The sequence below is a fragment of the Staphylococcus sp. HGB0015 genome (assembly GCF_000411275.1).
Classification (GTDB): domain Bacteria; phylum Bacillota; class Bacilli; order Staphylococcales; family Staphylococcaceae; genus Staphylococcus; species Staphylococcus schleiferi.
In genome coordinates this window covers 819,252-838,178 of sequence record NZ_KE150418.1, presented here as the reverse complement: position 1 = coordinate 838,178, position 18,927 = coordinate 819,252, and the positions used below count along the sequence as shown (strand labels likewise).

Annotated in this window: 21 protein-coding genes; 4 read left to right on the top strand and 17 right to left on the bottom strand. The window is 38.7% G+C overall.

The genetic code is table 11. From position 1 onward, the window contains the following. Nucleotides 1-63: 63 nt before the first annotated feature. Both HMPREF1208_RS10330 and HMPREF1208_RS10325 read left to right on the top strand, forming a co-directional pair. Nucleotides 64-1,950: an endonuclease/exonuclease/phosphatase family protein gene (locus HMPREF1208_RS10330; protein WP_016426334.1), complete on the top strand. Its 1,887-nt coding sequence runs from the start codon at nt 64-66 to the stop codon at nt 1,948-1,950. Nucleotides 1,951-2,071: 121 nt separating this feature from the next. After that, entirely contained in the window at nt 2,072-2,533 is a 462-nt protein-coding gene (locus HMPREF1208_RS10325; RefSeq protein WP_016426333.1) for an ISL3 family transposase, read from the top strand. Nucleotides 2,534-2,853: 320 nt separating this feature from the next. Here the strand turns inward: HMPREF1208_RS10325 and moaA are convergent, their stop codons facing one another. From moaA to HMPREF1208_RS10295, 6 genes are read right to left on the bottom strand one after another with little or no spacing between them, the layout of a single operon-like run. After that, complete coding sequence (gene moaA / locus HMPREF1208_RS10320; protein WP_016426332.1) at nt 2,854-3,876, bottom strand: GTP 3',8-cyclase MoaA; 1,023 nt, start codon at nt 3,874-3,876, stop codon at nt 2,854-2,856. A 22-nt stretch (nt 3,877-3,898) separates the two neighbouring features. Next, nucleotides 3,899-4,510, bottom strand: a complete 612-nt coding sequence (gene mobA / locus HMPREF1208_RS10315; RefSeq protein ID WP_016426331.1) for a molybdenum cofactor guanylyltransferase MobA — start codon at nt 4,508-4,510, stop codon at nt 3,899-3,901. Between the two features lie 9 nt (nt 4,511-4,519). Beyond that, entirely contained in the window at nt 4,520-4,753 is a 234-nt protein-coding gene (moaD, locus tag HMPREF1208_RS10310) for a molybdopterin converting factor subunit 1 (protein ID WP_016426330.1), read from the bottom strand. Beyond that, nucleotides 4,750-5,208, bottom strand: coding sequence for a molybdenum cofactor biosynthesis protein MoaE (locus HMPREF1208_RS10305; RefSeq protein ID WP_037559482.1), 459 nt, complete (start codon nt 5,206-5,208; stop codon nt 4,750-4,752). The genes moaD and HMPREF1208_RS10305 overlap by 4 nt, the downstream gene beginning before the upstream one ends. Nucleotides 5,209-5,213: 5 nt before the next feature. Beyond that, nucleotides 5,214-5,690, bottom strand: a complete 477-nt coding sequence (gene mobB, locus HMPREF1208_RS10300) for a molybdopterin-guanine dinucleotide biosynthesis protein B (RefSeq protein ID WP_016426328.1) — start codon at nt 5,688-5,690, stop codon at nt 5,214-5,216. Beyond that, nucleotides 5,687-6,946 carry a molybdopterin molybdotransferase MoeA gene (locus tag HMPREF1208_RS10295; protein ID WP_016426327.1) on the bottom strand — a complete coding sequence of 420 codons (1,260 nt, stop codon included), beginning with the start codon at nt 6,944-6,946 and terminating at the stop codon, nt 5,687-5,689. The genes mobB and HMPREF1208_RS10295 overlap by 4 nt, the downstream gene beginning before the upstream one ends. Before the next feature lie 69 nt (nt 6,947-7,015). Here HMPREF1208_RS10295 and moaC point away from each other — a divergent pair, with 69 nt between their 5' ends. Then, complete coding sequence (gene moaC / locus HMPREF1208_RS10290; RefSeq protein WP_016426326.1) at nt 7,016-7,495, top strand: cyclic pyranopterin monophosphate synthase MoaC; 480 nt, start codon at nt 7,016-7,018, stop codon at nt 7,493-7,495. A gap of 181 nt (nt 7,496-7,676) precedes the next feature. Here the strand turns inward: moaC and HMPREF1208_RS10285 are convergent, their stop codons facing one another. The 9 genes from HMPREF1208_RS10285 to HMPREF1208_RS10245 all read right to left on the bottom strand — a co-directional run bounded on the left by HMPREF1208_RS10285 (nt 7,677) and on the right by HMPREF1208_RS10245 (nt 16,319). Further along, a complete protein-coding gene (locus HMPREF1208_RS10285; protein WP_016426325.1) occupies nt 7,677-8,177 on the bottom strand; it encodes a MogA/MoaB family molybdenum cofactor biosynthesis protein in 501 nt (166 codons plus the stop codon). A 20-nt stretch (nt 8,178-8,197) separates the two neighbouring features. Continuing rightward, a complete protein-coding gene (locus HMPREF1208_RS10280) occupies nt 8,198-9,202 on the bottom strand; it encodes a ThiF family adenylyltransferase (protein ID WP_016426324.1) in 1,005 nt (334 codons plus the stop codon). Nucleotides 9,203-9,428: 226 nt separating this feature from the next. Then, complete coding sequence (locus HMPREF1208_RS10275; protein WP_016426323.1) at nt 9,429-10,034, bottom strand: ATP-binding cassette domain-containing protein; 606 nt, start codon at nt 10,032-10,034, stop codon at nt 9,429-9,431. Further along, nucleotides 10,035-10,706: a molybdate ABC transporter permease subunit gene (modB, locus tag HMPREF1208_RS10270; protein WP_016426322.1), complete on the bottom strand. Its 672-nt coding sequence runs from the start codon at nt 10,704-10,706 to the stop codon at nt 10,035-10,037. It abuts the gene before it with no gap. Between the two features lie 10 nt (nt 10,707-10,716). After that, a complete protein-coding gene (gene modA / locus HMPREF1208_RS10265; RefSeq protein ID WP_187364105.1) occupies nt 10,717-11,430 on the bottom strand; it encodes a molybdate ABC transporter substrate-binding protein in 714 nt (237 codons plus the stop codon). Nucleotides 11,431-11,556: 126 nt separating this feature from the next. Next, a complete protein-coding gene (galT, locus tag HMPREF1208_RS10260; protein WP_371665255.1) occupies nt 11,557-13,056 on the bottom strand; it encodes a UDP-glucose--hexose-1-phosphate uridylyltransferase in 1,500 nt (499 codons plus the stop codon). 9 nt (nt 13,057-13,065) lie between these two features. Continuing rightward, entirely contained in the window at nt 13,066-14,058 is a 993-nt protein-coding gene (galE, locus tag HMPREF1208_RS10255) for a UDP-glucose 4-epimerase GalE (RefSeq protein ID WP_016426319.1), read from the bottom strand. Between the two features lie 15 nt (nt 14,059-14,073). Next, a complete protein-coding gene (locus HMPREF1208_RS10250; protein ID WP_016426318.1) occupies nt 14,074-15,240 on the bottom strand; it encodes a galactokinase in 1,167 nt (388 codons plus the stop codon). Nucleotides 15,241-15,317: 77 nt separating this feature from the next. After that, complete coding sequence (locus HMPREF1208_RS10245; RefSeq protein ID WP_016426317.1) at nt 15,318-16,319, bottom strand: LacI family DNA-binding transcriptional regulator; 1,002 nt, start codon at nt 16,317-16,319, stop codon at nt 15,318-15,320. A 184-nt stretch (nt 16,320-16,503) separates the two neighbouring features. On the opposite strand from HMPREF1208_RS10245, the gene fdhD reads away from it, so the two are divergent. Further along, on the top strand, nt 16,504-17,295 hold the full coding sequence (fdhD, locus tag HMPREF1208_RS10240; RefSeq protein WP_016426316.1) for a formate dehydrogenase accessory sulfurtransferase FdhD: 792 nt from the start codon (nt 16,504-16,506) through the stop codon (nt 17,293-17,295). A gap of 164 nt (nt 17,296-17,459) precedes the next feature. Here fdhD and HMPREF1208_RS10235 read toward each other — a convergent pair whose 3' ends face one another. Continuing rightward, on the bottom strand, nt 17,460-18,254 hold the full coding sequence (locus HMPREF1208_RS10235) for a GNAT family N-acetyltransferase (RefSeq protein ID WP_231371818.1): 795 nt from the start codon (nt 18,252-18,254) through the stop codon (nt 17,460-17,462). Nucleotides 18,255-18,279: 25 nt separating this feature from the next. Next, the gene (locus HMPREF1208_RS10230; RefSeq protein WP_016426314.1) at nt 18,280-18,840 is read right to left on the bottom strand and encodes a biotin transporter BioY; all 561 of its coding nucleotides are present in this window, start codon (nt 18,838-18,840) and stop codon (nt 18,280-18,282) included. Nucleotides 18,841-18,927 lie beyond the last annotated feature (87 nt).

Below are 18,927 nucleotides of genomic sequence, written 5' to 3'. Positions count from 1 at the left end.
ACATTCTTTATATTCCTCTTTTGATATACTAAATATGAAATATATATTTTAGGAGGCAATCTATTGAAAAAGAAGTTAATTGGTAAAACTGTTGTTTTAAGCTTACTGCTGGCACCCCCTGTTTTTCACGCGCAAAATTCATTCGCAAATGCACAAGGACAAGCACAATCCACACACTCTATTCAAATTCATGATATTCAAGGTGCAGGACACTTCTCCCCTTTGAAGGGTCAACATGTTCACAATGTTGAAGGCATCGTTACATATCAATATCAAGTAAAAGGGAATCATTATTTCCATTTACAAACACCAGACAAATATAAAGACAAAGACCCTAATACGTCAGAGGGGATTATAGTTTATGCAGGCCACGCTGCACCATCCGTCAAAGTCGGTGATCTAGTGCAAGTTTCAGGTATGGTTGATGAGTATGCGATCGAAGGTTATGATACGAAGCAACAAACGGATCTGCCTCTTACAGAAATTGATGCACGTACTTCTAAAAATGGAAATATCATGACATTAAAACATAATCAACCTTTACCAGAACCGATTAAAATTAAAAAAATACCTAAAACTATCGCGTCTGATCAACATTTCTCAGTATATAATCCTAAAAAATACGCCATAGATTATTGGGAATCGTTAGAAGGTATGCGTGTGCAAATAGGAAATGTTCGAAGTGTAGGCCCTCAATCTCACGGAGAAGTGTTTACTGTTTTAAATCGTAATCGCCAAGAAACTAAAAATGGTGGCGTATTATTAAAAGAAGACAATCAAAATGGGCAACGTATCGCTTTCAAAATGAATGATAGCGAAAATCGCGCTCATCAATTTAATGTTAATACTGGAGATCACTTCAATGGACCTCTCATCGGTTATGTTAACTACAGTTTCCAAAACTATAAAATCAATATTGACTCAAAAGACATGGAAGCCGCATACCGAAAAGGTAAAGCACAACAACAAGGTACTTATCTTAAACCTTCTGAAAATAAATTGACTGTTGCATCATACAATCTTGAAAACTTTTCAAATGATGTGAAAACGTCAAGTCAAGATAAGGCACAAAAATTAGCTAAAGGCATTGTTACTGATATGAAAAAACCTGATATTATCGGTGTTACTGAAGTGCAAGATAACGATGGTCCTGGCAAAGGTGGTCCCGAAGCCCAAGCTTCATATGAACGTCTCATTAAAGCAATAGAAGCGGCTGGTGGTCTAACTTATCGCTATGTGAACATTGATCCTAAAATGAATGCAGACGGGGGTCAACCGGATGCCAATATTCGCGTCGGCTTCCTATACAATCCAGATCGTGTTAAATTTGATAATCAAATTAAACCGGGTGATGCAGATACAGCCGTCGCATATCGAAACAATCAATTAACACATAACCCTGGACGTATTTCACCACAGGATCCAGCCTTCAAAGAAGTGCGAAAATCTTTAGCTGCACAATTTGAATTCAAAGGTCAACAAGTTATTGCTATCGCGAACCATTGGAAATCTAAACGCGGTGATGACGGCTTATTCGGACGTCAACAACCTGTCAACGTTCGCACTGAACCTCAACGTGTTGAAATTGCGAAACGTGTAGGTGCATTCGTCTCACAAGTTCAACAACAAAATCCTCAAGCGCATGTGATTTCGGTTGGAGATTATAACGATTTTCAATGGACACCTTCATTGAAAACATTTGAAAGTTATGGCCTTAAAAATATGGTCAACACAGTGCCTAAGAAAACAAGATATTCTTACGTTTACCAAGGGAATACACAAACATTAGACCATGTTTTAGTGTCTAAACATTTGGCACCACAAACACGTCTTGATATGATTCATGTTAATAGTGATTTCACTGAAATGGCTGGCCGTGCGAGTGATCATGATCCATTACTTGCGCAAATCGACTTTTCAAAATATATAAAGAAACAACATAAAAAATAATGGTTCTTCATTTTTTATGGTGGGATGACATAAGTCATCCTGCTTTTTTGTACAAAAATAGCGCAAATGCCTCTATCATTTTAAGTGACTAAACCAAAAATAAAGGAGACATATTGCGCCTATGTGTAATGATATATTAAAGTTACTAAAAATTAAAGATAATAATATTAAAATCACTAAAGTTGAAGAAGATGTAGTTATTAGAGGTAAGAAATCTAACGTCATCTTTGGTACCCTTTCATACAAGCCTATGACTTGTCCTCACTGTTATCATACGAATCCAAACCGAATACACAAACACGGAAAACGTTTATCGCGAATTACTTTTTTAAGATTCCAAGAGATAGCAGTGTATTTAAATCTGTTAAAACAACGTTTTAAATGTATGGTTTGTGGTCGGACTTTTACTTCTAAAACAAATGTTGTTGAGGATAACTGTTTTATCTCAAACCATGTTCAGAAAGCCATTATAGATAAAGCAACACAAGTTCGCTCAGAAACTGATATCGCAAGTGATTGTAACGTTTCTGCATCTTCTGTAAAACGTGTGATTCATAAAGTAAGCAATGCCACTTTTCAATAGTGAAATTGCTTAAATAGATTGCGTACCGAGTCGAGACTCCCGAGGCATAGAGCCGAAACCGAAAATCCATTTTGGCTTCTTATGAGCTACAATAAAAGCCAAAATTAGTTGAGGTAAGGCGCCTGGGAAAGCGAGACTCGAAGAAGCAATCGGAAGTTTGCGACTTAATTATTATAGACACATAACCACCATATAAAGTGTACAGTCAAAATAATGCTACAACTCTAAAAACCCTTCACAGTCACATGAAAAATGCGACTGTGAAGGGTTTTATTTGATTATGAGGTAATCTTGACATCTTACTCTATTAGCGCTGTCGATTAGCCTCCGATATAGTTCATATTTATTTTATTTTTACGGCGACGCGCCACGGTTTGTGCTGTTCGTTCATCAGAATAACGGTCATCACGGACACGCCATAACTGTTTAAGTTGTGCTATGATTTCTTCATCTGTCATCTGGCTTCTTAAAAGTTGTCGTACATCGAATCCATTGACACTGCTAAATAAACAGCCATAAAATTTACCATCGGATGAGAGTCGTGCGCGCGTACACGTTGAACAAAATGAGTCAGAAACGCTTGTAATTAAGCCGAATTTGGACTGAGCCCCTACGTATCGATAATACTTTGCTACTTCTCCAAAGTATTTAGGCGGCACTGCTTCAACCTCAAATTCTTTATGAATCATTTCTAACATTTCATCTTTAGTCACAACTTTACTAAAATCCCATCCATTGTCGTTACCTACATCCATAAATTCAATGAAACGTATTGTAACATCTTTATCTTTAAAATAATGGAGCATTGGAATAATTTGATCATCATTGATGCCTTTTTGGATAACGACATTGACTTTAACTTGTAAACCAATAGCGACTGCATAATCAATTTGTTCAAGTATTGTTGAAGCTTTAATACCACGATTGTTAATCGACTGAAAAACCGGATCTTCAATAGCATCTAAACTGACATTGATTCTTCTTAATCCTGCATCATACAACTTTTGTCCGTGCTTTTTGAGCAACAAGCCATTCGTTGTCACACCGATATCTTCTATGCCTTCTATCGCATTAATTTGAGCGATTAATCGATGCAAATCACGGCGCAGTAAAGGTTCCCCACCGGTAATCCTTACCTTTTTCACACCTAATTGTGCATAAAGTCGTGTAATTCTCGTAATCTCTTCAAAACTCAATAATTGATCTTTAGGTAAAAAGACATAATCATCCCCGAAAATTTCTTTTGGCATACAGTAATCGCATCGAAAATTACATCGATCTGTGACGGAAATGCGCAAATCACGAATGGGTCTTCCCAACTTATCTAATATTTGTTCAGCCATTTTGCGCCCCCCTTTTTTTCCATTACTCTATCATTTCTGCTTCTAATGTTGCCAAATCATCTTGGTAGTTAATATTTTTAAACCAATAACTTGGACCGTTAATTGAATCTGCATCCAACCAATCGGTAGAAACTTGTTCATAAACATGTTTCATACTTAAATCACCCGATTGAAGCACTTGTTCAATAATTGGAAATACACGTTTATGATAAAAGGCAATCGTAGGTATCGGTTTCCCTTCACTTGCAAACCCGGCAATATCTAATTGCTCTTCTATAAGATTAGAGACCATAAATTGATAAAGCTGGCTAATCGCTTTTTTAGTGACCATAGGGGTGTCCACCGAAATAACGAAGTATACATCTTCCATTTCATCTTGGACCATCGCACTATAAATACCTGCAAGAGGTCCCTTACCGCGATGGTTCGCATCATCAATGACCACTTGTGCTTTTTGCGCTTCGAATTGCATAGCCAAATGTTCATTCGTACTAATAATAATATCGCTAAACATATTTGTTTCTTGTAGCGTATCGATTAACTTATGATAAAAAGGTGTGCCTTGAATTTCTGCAAATGCTTTGGGTGAACCAAACCTTTCAGAGTGACCACCTGCTAAGATGATAGCTTTCATGATTTGTTTTTAACCTCCACTGACTGGCGGGATGAGCGCAACCACATCGTTTGGTTGTATCACATCATCCGCTTGAGCAAAATCTTCGTTGATTGCCACTTGGAATTTTTTTCCTTGAATGGCAGGATAATTTTGATATAAATGTTGTTTCAAAGCTGTGACCGCAATCGGATGATCAAAGTGGAATGTTTCTTCAGATTGACCTAATAATTCTTTGATTTCGGCAAAGTACAATACTTTCACGACTGCTGTCCTCCCTTTTGAATGGCATCTTCATGGTACCCTTTTTGATGTCCTTGCCATTCGGCACCATCTTCCCATATTTCTTTTTTCCATATCGGAACCATTTCTTTAATACGTTCTATCGCGTACTCATTTGCTTGGTATGCGTCTTTTCGATGTGGCGATGACACACTAATACAAACCGCAATGTCCGAGATTTCTAACGCACCAATACGGTGACCAATCGCAGTGATTGTGCCTGGCCAACGCTCAGCAATCTCATCACCAATTTGCTTCAATTTATTTTCAGCCATCGGAACATAAGCTTCGTATTCAAGATATTGTGTCCGTATGCCTTTGGTCCACTCACGTACATGCCCTGTAAAGACAACAATCGCCCCTTGCTTTTCATTCAAAGTATACATGCGATATTGTTCAGGATTGAGTGGTTCCGTTGTAACTTCAAACTGTTTCAATCTCTTCATCCTTTATTATTTTGCACCCACGTATCAAGCCATCTTTCAAATTGATCAAATTCATCGACAACTTTATCTCTATGCAGTGCATATTTTACATTTTTCAATCTATTTAACTGTTTGAACTCCGCTTGATTACGATATAAAATCACTTTATCATAATCAGCATTTTTATAACCTTCAACTAGAATAATACTGTCATCAATGGTAACACATTCACGGATCAAAGTCTGTAAACTCATTTCATCATAACGTTGTATCGATTCTATATATTGATGCCCTTGTACAATACTTTGATCTGCACCCGCATTAAAATGACGCATATGATCTACATGCTCATGTGGCAATGTAATCTCTTCATGCGCATGGCCATGATGCTTAATCGTAACAACAGGATAGCCTAATCTTTTAAAATGTTCTACGATTCGAGACACAACAGTTGTTTTACCAACATCTTTATAGCCGACTACTTGTAAAATCATAAAAACAGTTCCTGTTGGTAGGCTTCAGATGATGTGAGCACGACACTTACTTGATGCCCTTTCTGGAACCCTCTTGTCCCGCCAGGCAATACCATCATGGCATTACTGTGTGCAATAGAGACAACAGCACCAGATTTGTTAAATCCTGATGGTGTAACGGTGGCTTCACGCCCTGTCAACACAGCGTTGGCACGTACAAATCTTGTAAATGGATTGGCCTTTTTAAAGTCTTCCATTAATGTGGCACGGATGACTGCTGGATAATAGCGTTGTGCATGCATCATATGATAAATGGCTGGTTTAACGAAAAGCTCAAATCCTGAGTAACATGCAGATGGATTCCCTGATAAGCCGAATAAATATTTTTCATTTGCAACAGCAACAGTTGTTACACTCCCAGGTCTCATTGCAACCTTATTAAACAGGACCTCTGCGTTTAAAGAACGATAAATGTCAGGTAAATAATCATAATCACCGACTGAGACACCCCCAGTAGTAATTACGATGTCATGTTTCTGATGCGCTTCTTTAACAACAGCTAAACTGCTGTCAAAATCGTCTTCTTGAATCCGATATAACGTGCCTTCAATTCCCTCTTTGCGTAACAGCGCATGAATCATAGGTCCATTAGAATTTCTAATCTTTCCAGGCTCTAACGGTGCATCAATATCAAGTAGCTCACTGCCAGTGGCGATGATAGCAACACTTGGCTTTTGAAAGACAGGAACGTCGACATAACCGAATGTGGCTAATACGGCTTCCACACCGGCATTAATACGTTGCCCTTTAGTTAGTACAACATCCCCTTCACGCGTCTCTTCACCCATCAATGAGATATTCTCATTTTTATTGAAAGGTTTACGAATAGTAAAACCTGATTCGGTTTCAACAGTTTGTTCTAGCATAACGACTGCATCGGCACCTTGAGGAATTTCTGCGCCGGTCATAATACGAACAGCTTCACCTTGTTGTAATTTTTGAGTTGAGACTGCACCTGCACCGATATGATCAACCACTTTAAATGCAATGCGATGGTCATGACTCGCTCCTTGCGTATCTTCACTGCGCAATGCAAATCCATCATAGGGCGATTTATCAAAGCGTGGAATTGCATAAGTGGCAACAATATCTTCTGCTAAAATAAAGCCTTCACTTTCATATATGTTGACCTTTGTGGCAGACATCAAAATATTTTGTTTCACAACACGTTCAATAGCCCCCATCACTGGAATGGGGTGTCTCTTTTCTACTGGCATTCCGCATACACTCCTAACAAATTAAAAGATTCATGCTATACTAACCTTGCATCATTAAGGAGGAATAGCATGTCTGAATTTACACATCTAAACGAACAAGGTAACGCCAAAATGGTCGATGTTTCTGATAAAAATACGACCCAACGTACTGCCATTGCCCACGCAAGCATCCAAGTAAATGCGACAATTTATGAACAAATCATTCATAATTCTAATAAAAAAGGGAATGTCTTGAATACTGCACAAATTGCGGGAATAATGGCAGCTAAAAACACGTCAAACATTATTCCTATGTGTCATCCACTCGCACTGACTGGTATTGATATTGTTTTTGACTGGGAAATGAGGGATGATGCGTACCGACTTCATATCGATGCTACTGTTTCAACAACTGGAAAAACAGGTGTTGAAATGGAAGCACTGACTGCCGCTTCTGTCACAGCACTTACGATTTACGACATGTGTAAAGCTGTCGACAAAGGAATGATTATCGGCGAAACTTACTTAATCAAAAAAACAGGCGGAAAATCAGATTTTAGTCGTCACTAGCTCTATTTCCAAATGTAGATAATGGTCTTATTCAATCAAGTGGGTCACTCAAGTCATCCCCATTTCTTAATTTATGCGTTGCCCGCTTGATTGAATTACAATATGTGCACTGCAAATCACAAAACTGTCTGAAAACCACATTTTCTCTTCAAAACATTCTTCTTTTTACTCTGCAAAAATGCTAACGATTCATTTCATGAACGAGATGATTGATTTCAGGTAAGATCAATCGATTCATCCCCAACTTAACGGCGCCTGTCGAACCCGGCAAACTAAAAATTAATGTTTGACCTGCCGAACCACCTACAGCTCTTGATAATAAAGCCCGTGTTCCGACGTCTTCTACAAAGCTTAAATAACGAAATAGTTCTCCAAAGCCTTCGATTTCTTTCGACAATAACGGTCGTACCGCTTCAATAGTCACATCCCTAGGTGCAATCCCTGTCCCACCTGTCGTTATAATGACATCGAGCGACTCTGTTAACCATTGCTTAAGTTGTGATTCAATCGCAGAGCGGTCATCTTTAACAATTTGATAGTGTTCGGGCTGAACCACACAATTCGTTGTTTGTAACAACGTTTGGACGAGTTGCCCCCCTTTATCTGTATCAACAGTTCTTGTATCAGAAACTGTAAGTACAGCACAACGTATATCACGGTCGAGCTTTACATTTGTATGCATCGAATAACCTCCTTTTATGACTAACCAAACAATTTATGTACTAAAACTTGCGCTTGATGTAAATCTTTTAACCCATGGATGAGTAAGCGACCATCTTGAAATGCCACAATACGATAAGCTTCAAAGTGGAAGCGAATTAAATATCCATTCGATTGATAAGAGATTTGACGTTCTTGTAAAAATGTAATGAGTGCGTCATGTGTCAACGAAGGATGTTGATATTGTACAGTATCCCTTCCGCACAATGCAGCAAAGTGTGTCTCTTGTGCATTCATATAAGGATAAGTCGGTGTTGTCCCACATGTTGGACAATCTGAACGATATAGGCGTTGCATGCCAAATCGATAATGTGTCCCTTCCCAAATGTCACCATATGTGAGTTTTGCTTCTATTGGCGTTTCAGTTAAAATTTTCAAAGCATCAGCTAATTGAAGACTTGTTGTCATTGTTACAGCAGGCTGAATCACCCCTACTGTGTCACATGTCAAATTCATCGATGGGATTTGTGGCACGAGACATTGAAAGCAAGGTGTTTCACCCGGAATAAATGGCGCTTCCACATAAGTACTTTGTACCACACCCCCATAAATCCATGGTGTGTGATATAAATAAGCGGCATCGTTAATCAGCAGACGTGTTTCAAAGTTATCTGTTGCATCCATAATTAAGTCTACTTCTGGTACAATTCGTTCTAAAAAAGCACTGTCAACATGTTCGATAAACGTTTCGATTTCTACATCCCGTCGTATCGCATGTAGCATTTGTTGGGCTGCAATCACTTTAGGTACACTTTCATCAGCATCTTGTTCTGTAAAGAGTGTTTGTCTTTGCAAATTAGAATGCTCAATATAATCTCGGTCGACAATCATTAATTTTCGGATACCTGCACGCACTAACCCTTCAGCAAGGTGTGTCCCAAGCGCACCCATCCCTACAATCAACACTGCCTTTTGACTGATTTTTTGTTGGCCACTTTCACCGATGCCTTTATATCGTATTTGTCTAGAATAGCGATCCTTTGCCATATTAAAACGCCTTTCCATTGATTCTTTTTATTAATTATACGGCCTCTATTTTATCTACTCAATTGATTAAAACTTAATTCTAATTTTTTCACAATTAGGTAAAACCGTATTAATCTCTCAGTAGATTCCCTACATTTTAATGACACGACTGAAGTTCAATGATGATTTCACTCATCGCGCATCATACTATTAAGGTAAATCGGCACTTGAACGCGCACAGAAGTCTTTATTGAATCACGATAGTTTCATCCGCTAATGCATTGGCTTCCCATTTTGAGTGCGTGACAAAAATAATAGGAATTTGCCATTGTTGATATATTTCTTTGATTAAATCAATCCCTTGCTGTTTTGCCTCATCATCTAAACTTGAAAAGGGTTCATCTAGCAGCAGTAAATCAGGTTTCATACTTAATGCCCGCGCTAATGCAATCCGCTGTTTTTCTCCACCAGAACAACGCTCTGGATATGAAGCTAATAAGTGCTTTATGTTTAATTGGTCAATTAAACGTTCAATGTGCGCATTATTTTGTGCCATAAAGGTAATATTTTTAAATACTGTCATGTGTGGAAATAACTGATAATCTTGAAACAGATAGCCTATACGTCTTTGTTGAATGGGGATATGTACGCCTTGTGATGTATCAGTCAATGTCCGATGATGCATACGAATATACCCTTTATCAGGTATACGAATGCCCGCAATCATATTTAGTAACGTCGTTTTACCAATCCCAGAAAAACCTTGTATCGCATAAATACGTGGCCGATCACTTCGAATATGAATATGAATCATACGTTGGTTAATCGCTGTTTGAATATTTATCTCAATCAATTAATCCACCTCCCGATAACGATCACGGTTCAACATGTTCATTGTACCGATGACCGATATGGCAAAAGCGACGAGCACGAGTACCCATAGCCAAGCTTGGTTCTCTCGTCCTTGTTGAACGAGAAAGTAAATCTCTAAAGGCAATGTATTCGTTTTACCCGGAATATAGCCTGCCACCATCAATGTTGCGCCAAATTCACCAATGGCACGCGCAAAAGCTAACATCGTTCCAGTGATTAACGCCCGCTTAGATAATGGCAAAATAATTTTAAAAAAGATTTTCAGCTCAGATGCCCCCATCGTACGTGCGGTATTTAACATTTTAGGATTGATATTTCTAAATCCTTGCACGACATGTTGATACATTAATGGAAAACTCACAATGACTGAAGCAACCGTTGCCCCTATCCATGTAAAGACCACTTTAACACCGAGTACATCCGTCAAAAAATGACCAAAACCTCCGTTCACTGAAAAGAGCATCAGTAACAAAAACCCGAGAACTGTCGGTGGTAAAACGATAGGAAGTAATACAATGCTTTCAATCATATGCGTCCACTTTTGTTTCCGATGATACATCGATTTTGCGAGTAAAATACTCAAAATAAAAACGATGATGGTACTTACCACTGCTACACGTATTGAAATCCAAAGCGGCGTTAAATCGTGCATATCGACTCACCTAATTCTTAAAATGATAATCTTTCATAATTTGTTGTGCTTTGTGACTCTTCATAAAGTTATACCAAGCTTTTGCTTCTTTTGTATCTGTAACTCTACCCATACGATAAACAATAGGCTTTTTAAGTGGCGCTTCAGCTACTTTTTCGACACCTTTATGTTGTTGTTTTCCGACGTATAAATCTGTGTTATAAACAAATCCTAATTGTGCGTTCCCTTTATCCACGTAATTTAATACTTCACGCACATCTTTTGCATAAACGACTTTTGGTTCTACTTTTGACCATAATTTTTGGCTTTCGAGATACGTTTTCGCATATTTTCCAGCTGGTACAGATTCAACTTCACCCATTGCAAGGTGATCTTCATCGCCTAATTGATTTACACTTTTGATAGGACTTCCTTTTTTGTGAATTAATACGAGTGTATTGCGTGCATAATCATACGTCTCTTTCACTTTTCCTTTTTGTTTTAGTAAATCTACATCTTTCGTATTTGCCGACATCAATACATCTACGGGTGCCCCTTTATCAATTTGTTGACGTAAAGCGCCGGAGCCTCCGTAATTGAAGTTTACCTTAACATTAGGATGGTCTTTATGAAAGGCTTCCTCCAAATCTTTTGTCACATCTGTCAAACTTGCAGCCGCTGACACAGTCAACGTTTTCGACTGTTCTTCTTTTGAATTGGATGAGGATTGTCCGCAGGCTGTCATTAACAATAAACAACTTAACACTAGTAATCCGAATAACTTTTTCACCTAAACCGCTCCTTTTTATCAATGCTATCTCAAATAAAAACGTTCGAAATCAGTATATCAAATTTCGAACGTTTTGATGTGTCATGTTTCATTTAATGTGGTGATAAAGCGATTAAAAGCAGCTTGACCTGTTGTGTTTCTTTTAAAAACCCCTGCATCATGTAGCACTCTTTCAAATTTATAACCCACTTCTTTTCGGACAATTTCATAAGCATCTAGTTTATTAAAGTCATATTGACGTTTCATCTCATGTGCCCACTTTTCGTGTACACCTAATGAAACATTTTTGTCGCCTTCTAAATAGGCAATCACATTTTGGAGCTCGTCTTTTAACCGTCCGGGTAAAATGGCAGTGCCCATAACTTCGATTAAACCTATATTTTCTTTTTTGATATGTTGGACATCTTGATGTGGATGAAATAGACCATCTGGATGAGCTTCAGTCCGTTGGTTATCACGTAAGACTAAGTCCATTTCGTAACAATGATTTCGATACCTTGCGATCGGTGTTATTGTATGGTGTCGCTCTCCTGAACTACTTCTAGCTTTAATTTGCACTGTAGGGTCACTATAATCTTCCCATTTTTGTCTAATCCATTCACTTGCTGCAATCAGTTGTTCCGTATCTTTCGAAATGAGACGAATCACACTCATTGGCCATTGAACGATACCTGCCGTAACTTCAGGATAGGACTTTAAAGTAAAGTCACGTTCTAACTGAGCGAGCGCCATTGGAAATTCATGGCGTCCTGCTTGATAATGGTTATGGGATAATATGGAACCCCCTACGACCGGAATATCTGCATTAGAGCCGATTGTGTAATGTGGAAACTGTCTTACAAAATCAAGCAAATTTTCAAACGTCCGTTGATTAATCTTCATCGGCGTATGTTCTTCAGATAGTAAAATGCTATGCTCATTAAAATAAACATAAGGTGAATATTGAAACCCCCATGTTTCCCCATTAATGTTCATCCGGACAATTCTGTGATTTGAACGTGCGGCTTGGGTCATACTGCCATAGAACCCTTCGTTCTCCATACAAATTGCGCATTGCGGATATTTTGAAGCAGGCGCGAGCTTTTCTCGCTCAATCTGACGTGCATCTTTTTCAGGTTTCGATAAATTAATTGTAATCTCGAAGTTACCATATTCTGTCGATACATCATACATAATGTTTTTGGCAACTGCCTCTTGCTTAATGTAATGATTGAGATGACTTAATTCATAAAAGTAATCTGTAGCCGCTTGGGGTGATTGTTGGTATTTTAGGTAAAACATTCGATTCACAGTAGAGGGTTTTGGCGTGAGCAAATCCATTAAACTCGCTTCCAACTGTTCGCGTTCAGCCAAAATATCATCGTATACACCGCGTTGAATCGCATCTTCAATAAGAACATTTACCATTTCTATCGGCGACTGGGGTTGTACATCAAATTGATTATCCAGTAACGCAACATCATTTGCTTTCAAGCGCGCTAAAATTTGGTTCACAACATAAATTCGGTCTTCTATTTCAAAATCACCTTGTTCAATAACAGCATCTGCAAATTGATAGACATGTGATGCATTTGCCATAATGCGCCTCCTCTATACGTTCTCATAGCCATTCGGATGACTTTGATGCCACTGCCATGCCGTTGCGATAATTTCATGAATGTCGTCATGCTGGGGTGTCCAACCTAATCGTTGCGTTGCTTTCTCACTAGAAGCAACCAGTTTGCTTGGATCGCCTGCACGTCGTGGTGCAACAACTGCTGGAATTTCACAACCCGTCACTTCACGAGCAGCATTTAAAATTTCTTTAACGGAGTAACCGTGGTTTGTTCCCAAGTTAAACGCACCACTCTCTCCACCTTCTTTTAAATAATTGAAAGCAAGTATGTGCGCAGTGATCAAATCCGTCACATGTAAATAGTCTCTAATCGGTGTTCCATCTGGTGTATCATAATCATCGCCAAACACGTTTAATTTATCTCGTTGACCTAAAGCCACTTGAAGCACGACAGGGATTAAATGCGTTTCCGGATGATGATCTTCACCAATGGAACCATCCGCTTTTGCACCTACTACATTAAAGTAACGTAAAGCAGCATAACGGATACCGTATGCCTCGTGACACCATCGCATCATTTTCTCCATCATTAACTTACTTTCACCGTAAGGACTCGTAGGCGCTTTTTTAGCAGTCTCTTCGATTGGAATCACTTCTGGTTCACCGTATACTGCTGCTGTCGAACTAAAGATAATATATTGTACATCATGTGCACGCATCACTTCGAGTAACACTTGTAAGCCGTACACGTTGTTATTAAAGTATTCGAGCGGCATGGTTACAGATTCTCCAACTAACGAAAAGGCACAAAAGTGAAAAACACCCTCTATTTGTTCTTGCTCAAATACTTGATTGAGAAAACTTGCGTCACGTATGTCTCCTTCATAAAATTTTGCTGCTTCATGTACAGCTTGGCGATGCCCCTTCACTAAATTATCAACAACGACAACTTCATGGCCCGCTTCCACTAACTGATCAACACAGTGACTTCCTATATAACCGGCGCCTCCTAAGACAAGTAATGACATGTTTGATCCACTCCTTTAAACTTCTTCTAAAGTACGTACGCCATTGGCAATATCAACATGATAAAACGAAGGTGCATAACCGACCGTGCGTGTATATTCTTCTGTCACAATACGCTCTAAATCTTTAATCTTATCTTGGTGCACAAGGGCAATGGCACAACCTGCAAAGCCAGCCCCCGTCATTCGCGCACCTAACACACCCTCTACTTTTTGTGCGGATTCTGCTAAAGTGTCTAGTTCAATCCCTGTCACTTCGTAATCATCTTTCAATGAAGCATGAGAAGCATTTAATAACTGGCCAAACGTATCAAAGTCATGTGCCTTTAGTGCTTCATAGGCTTGCTTCGTACGTGCATTTTCAGAAATAGCATGTTTGGCGCGACGACGTAATTTTTCATCATTAATGACATGTGCATAAGCTTCAAATTGCGCCATCGTTATTTCTCCAAGCGACTGCACATCAAGATGTTGTTGCAATTGTGCTAGCGCTTGTTCACATTCAGCGCGACGCTCATTATATTTAGACTCTGCCAATTCACGACGCTTATTCGTATTCATAATTGAAATTTTATACGTGCCAAATTCCGTAGGGACATAATGATATTCCAAAGTGTTTGTATCTAACAATATTGCATGATCCTTTTTACCAAACCCAATAATAAATTGGTCCATAATTCCAGAATTCACACCAATAAAGTCATTTTCAACACGCTGCCCCATTTTAACAAGCTCTAATCGATTCATGTTAATGTGAAATAAAGTCGTAATTAAATGGCCAGTAAGCAACTCGATTGAAGCAGATGAAGATAAACTGGCGCCATTCGGAATGTTACCTTCATAAATGATATTGAAGCCTGTTTCAATCTGAGGATATCGTTCAACAAGAAAGCGAATAATACCTTTAGGATAATTGCCCCATTGATCTGAACTCTCATAATACAAATGGTCTAAATCAAACGAAATCACACCGACTTCTTCAAAATTTGTAGAGTATAGTTGAATCAGTCTGTCGGATCTCTTAGAAATCGCACCATACGTGCCTAATTCAATTGCAGCTGGGAAAACAAATCCTCCATTATAATCCGTATGCTCACCAATTAAATTAATCCGTCCAGGTGCAAAAGCTGTCAATGTGGGTGCTTCATGGAAAATGTCAGTAAATTTTTGCGTTAGATTTTGCATAGGTCACACCTCAAAGTTAAATTTATAGTAAACATCAATTACATTTTACTGTTTAGTGAAAGGGCTGTCAATAGAGGCTAGCGCTTAGGAAAACTACTTCGGTATTGCAATGCTGTATTAAGCTGCATATGAATGGCGACTTCGCGTTGTCCTTTCATTAAATCTTGGGCCAAACGCACAGCTTGGCGCCCAAACTCCTCTATCGGAATACGAACACTTGATATCATAGGTACGGTATATTGGCTCATTTCAGAATCATTAAAGCTCACAATTTGTGTATCCTCTGGAATATGAACGCCATACTGTTGTAATCCTTGGATGACACCTACCGCAAGCATATCATTACCAGCAATAACCAATTCAGGCAAGGTCGACTGTTGCGCTATTTTCTGTCCTACTTCTAAGCCACTTTCCCGATCCCAGCCAGACGGGTAAACAACAGGTGTTTTCTGATTTAAGTCGCACCAATCCATATAGGCACGTTGTCTCGCATCCAACTGAAGGCTATAATCTGAACCTATGCCTCGTATTTTAGTTTCACCACCCACATAGACAATCGATTCTATTTGCCGCTTTTGAATACAACTCAATAATGCTGTCATACTTTGATACAAATCAGAAGAAACGGCATCAATACCACTCGGTGCATCTAACTGATTGATTAAAATAAGCCGCTCGTTATATTGATAAAGCTGTTCGATAAATGACTGCTTAAAAGGTCCAATGACGATGACTGAACCTGCCTTTTGAATACGCTCCAACATGTTATAGTGTTTGATTTCATGCGTGCGTATCGTCTTTTTTAAAGTAAGGTTTAAATGTTGAACTTCCTTTTCAATTGCCAAACGAAGCTCTCTATAATAAGGATCGATCATTTCCTTTTCCTTCGATGCATGTGTCACAATTTGGATTTGACGGGTCAATCGTTTTTGCTTTGTATAACGTAATCTATTTGCAATTTCAATAATGCGTTCTCTCGTTGCGGTTGCAACGGATAATGAAGGGTCTTCGTTCAAAACACGAGAAACTGTACCTGGACTAACGCCTGCCTCTTTCGCTATTTCTCTTATACTTGCCATCGTAATTTACACTTCCTTAGTTTGTTTACTACATTTTACTAACTTAAATGACTGTTTTCAATGACCATACTCGTAATATTTCTTTTAATAGACAGCATTAACACTTAAAATAAAAGCTATATAGTCTGTCAGTTTTGTGTCAAACACATTTAACAATTTTCACATTGAAAGGGGCGATAGACGATTGGACTCAGATATTCGTTTAAATCAGTCCATTATACGTTATGAGAATGGAAAATTATATGCAACGACAGATGATTACGTCACCGAATTCCCACTCACGATAATGGTGAATCAAGAAGAGTTTGCGACCGTCATATGTAGTCCAAACTATATCGAAGAATTGGTATTAGGCTTTCTTGCATCTGAAGGTGTGATACTTAAAAGAGATGAACTTAAATCTATAGACATTGATGATCAAAGGGGTTATGCACATGTCGAAACGACAGTCCCGCTTCATGACCGAATCCAACTATCAACCAAACGTTTAGTCGCTTCATGTTGTGGTAAAAGTCGCGAATTTTATTTTCAAAACGATGCCGCTATTGCTAAAACAGCAATGACCACCATCCAAGTCACACCCGAGCAAGTCTTAACGATGATGGCTGAGCTACAAGAACAAAGCGAAGTCTTCCACGCTACTGGTGGGCTTCATAATGCTGCTATTAGTGATGGCGCTCAATTTTACATTCACCGTCAAGATATCGGACGGCATAATGCGTTGGATAAACTTTATGGTTATTGTATCGAACGCCATATTATTGTGCGAGATAAAATCCTCATTTTTAGCGGTCGTATCTCGTCCGAAATCTTAATTAAAGCAGCTAAAATCGGTGTAGGTATGATTATTTCTAAATCTGCTCCTACGACACTTGCAGTTCAACTCGCTGAAGACTTGAATATTACGGCCATTGGCTTTGTTCGAGACGGTCACTTTAACATTTACAGTCATCCAGAACGCGTTCAAAACCTTTAAATGAAAAGCGCTAATAAAAAAAGCGCTAAGTTGACGTTAAATAACTATCAGCTTAGCGCTCGATTCATTTGATATGCAATTGCTTTTTTATAGATGTACAGCCTTCAATCTTTACTTCAGTTTCCCAAAATAGCTTAATCACGTAATTTAACATTATCTTTAAACTAAATATGTAGATCGGCAGATCCTGATGGATGCGCGTCAATGTGTTCTTTGAGCGCACTATATTGAAAACTTACATAAGTATAACCTTGTTTGATATACATCTCTTTCGCCGTATCCTCTGCGTCCGCAACTAAAATAACGGGTCGCTTTCCTGCAATTTCTCCTACTTTAGCTTGCATACTCGAACCTATCCCTTGACCGCGATATTGCTCTGCAACAGCAAACCCATCAATTTCAACTGTACCTTCTTTCTCAATTAGGTTCAAAATACCAACGGGTTGGTCATCCAAATAAGCAACGTAATAGTTTAAAGGGCGCTCTCCTAATTCAATATACTTTCTTACAGCATCTCTAAACTCTGCATCATAATCTTCTCCATAAGGAAGGTTTAGCGGGCTAGCCACTTGCAGAAAATCTTCCACATGATTCGTTGTCACACGTGTCATTCGAATCGGCTTTCCTTTTAATTGTCGCAACATATTCGCTTCAATTACATAGAGCTCTAAGCATCCCAATTGAAACCCTTGCGCACGCAGAAACTGCATCATTGAAGGTTTGGGTTTTACATTTTCAGGAAATTCAAACTGTAAGTGAGCGGCACCTATATTTTGATGCATCACTTGCTGTTGCAACATATCCGCTTTCAATGTAAGTGGATCAGGCATTTGATGATAGATCCATTTATTTGCGTCATAGGCGAGTGGACGTGAAGGCTTAGCGTAAATTGTATATCGCTCGTTGGATTCAACGATTTCACCTTCTGTATAAATGCTATTCATTTGAATTTCCATCATCTTCCTCACCCTCTTGGACAAATTTTTAACGTGCCATTTGGCGCATCACACGGGATACGATTGGATTTTTTAACAATGCCACCGCAATGAGTGTAGCAACAATCGCCTTTATCAAATCACCCGGTACAAATGATAGCGACAGCCATAATGCTTTAGGAATTGGCATATGTATAATCAAGCCCATTACAATTGCACCGACAACATCTAATAAAATAACACCAACCAACAATAAAATAAGAAAAATACGTTTAAAGTCGAGTTGATCAAACTGACGGTCTCTTGCCCAACCGATTAAAAAGGCAACTACCGGATACATAATAAGAAAGCCTGCGCTCGGTCCAAAGAAAACACCATATCCCCCACGTCCGCCTGATAATAATGGCGCACCTAGTAATACGAGTAATAAAAATACGATGACACTTAATGCACCATATTTACGTCCTAACAAGATTCCCGCTAAAAAGATACCTACATTTTGTAAAACAATGGGTACCGGAAAAAACGGTAATGGAATCGCAGGAACAAATCCCATAATCGCGATAATCGCTGTCATTAATGCTGTATAAACTAGAAATTTTGTATTCACTTCATTTCCTCCTCAATACTGAAGTCACACGAATATGACCACTTCATTACAGTATTATAGCATTAATGTAAATAAAAATTCTATATC

What these genes read in the sequence shown, in the direction of transcription:
- HMPREF1208_RS10325 (WP_016426333.1), top strand. Translation starts at nt 2,072, where the DNA reads ATGTGTAATGATATATTAAAGTTACTAAAAATTAAAGATAATAATATT.
- moaA (WP_016426332.1), bottom strand. Translation starts at nt 3,876, where the DNA reads ATGGCTGAACAAATATTAGATAAGTTGGGAAGACCCATTCGTGATTTG.
- mobA (WP_016426331.1), bottom strand. Translation starts at nt 4,510, where the DNA reads ATGAAAGCTATCATCTTAGCAGGTGGTCACTCTGAAAGGTTTGGTTCA.
- mobB (WP_016426328.1), bottom strand. Translation starts at nt 5,690, where the DNA reads ATGATTTTACAAGTAGTCGGCTATAAAGATGTTGGTAAAACAACTGTT.
- HMPREF1208_RS10295 (WP_016426327.1), bottom strand. Translation starts at nt 6,946, where the DNA reads ATGCCAGTAGAAAAGAGACACCCCATTCCAGTGATGGGGGCTATTGAA.
- moaC (WP_016426326.1), top strand. Translation starts at nt 7,016, where the DNA reads ATGTCTGAATTTACACATCTAAACGAACAAGGTAACGCCAAAATGGTC.
- HMPREF1208_RS10285 (WP_016426325.1), bottom strand. Translation starts at nt 8,177, where the DNA reads ATGCATACAAATGTAAAGCTCGACCGTGATATACGTTGTGCTGTACTT.
- HMPREF1208_RS10280 (WP_016426324.1), bottom strand. Translation starts at nt 9,202, where the DNA reads ATGGCAAAGGATCGCTATTCTAGACAAATACGATATAAAGGCATCGGT.
- modB (WP_016426322.1), bottom strand. Translation starts at nt 10,706, where the DNA reads ATGCACGATTTAACGCCGCTTTGGATTTCAATACGTGTAGCAGTGGTA.
- modA (WP_187364105.1), bottom strand. Translation starts at nt 11,430, where the DNA reads ATGACAGCCTGCGGACAATCCTCATCCAATTCAAAAGAAGAACAGTCG.
- galE (WP_016426319.1), bottom strand. Translation starts at nt 14,058, where the DNA reads ATGTCATTACTTGTCTTAGGAGGCGCCGGTTATATAGGAAGTCACTGT.
- HMPREF1208_RS10250 (WP_016426318.1), bottom strand. Translation starts at nt 15,240, where the DNA reads ATGCAAAATCTAACGCAAAAATTTACTGACATTTTCCATGAAGCACCC.
- HMPREF1208_RS10245 (WP_016426317.1), bottom strand. Translation starts at nt 16,319, where the DNA reads ATGGCAAGTATAAGAGAAATAGCGAAAGAGGCAGGCGTTAGTCCAGGT.
- HMPREF1208_RS10235 (WP_231371818.1), bottom strand. Translation starts at nt 18,254, where the DNA reads ATGATGGAAATTCAAATGAATAGCATTTATACAGAAGGTGAAATCGTT.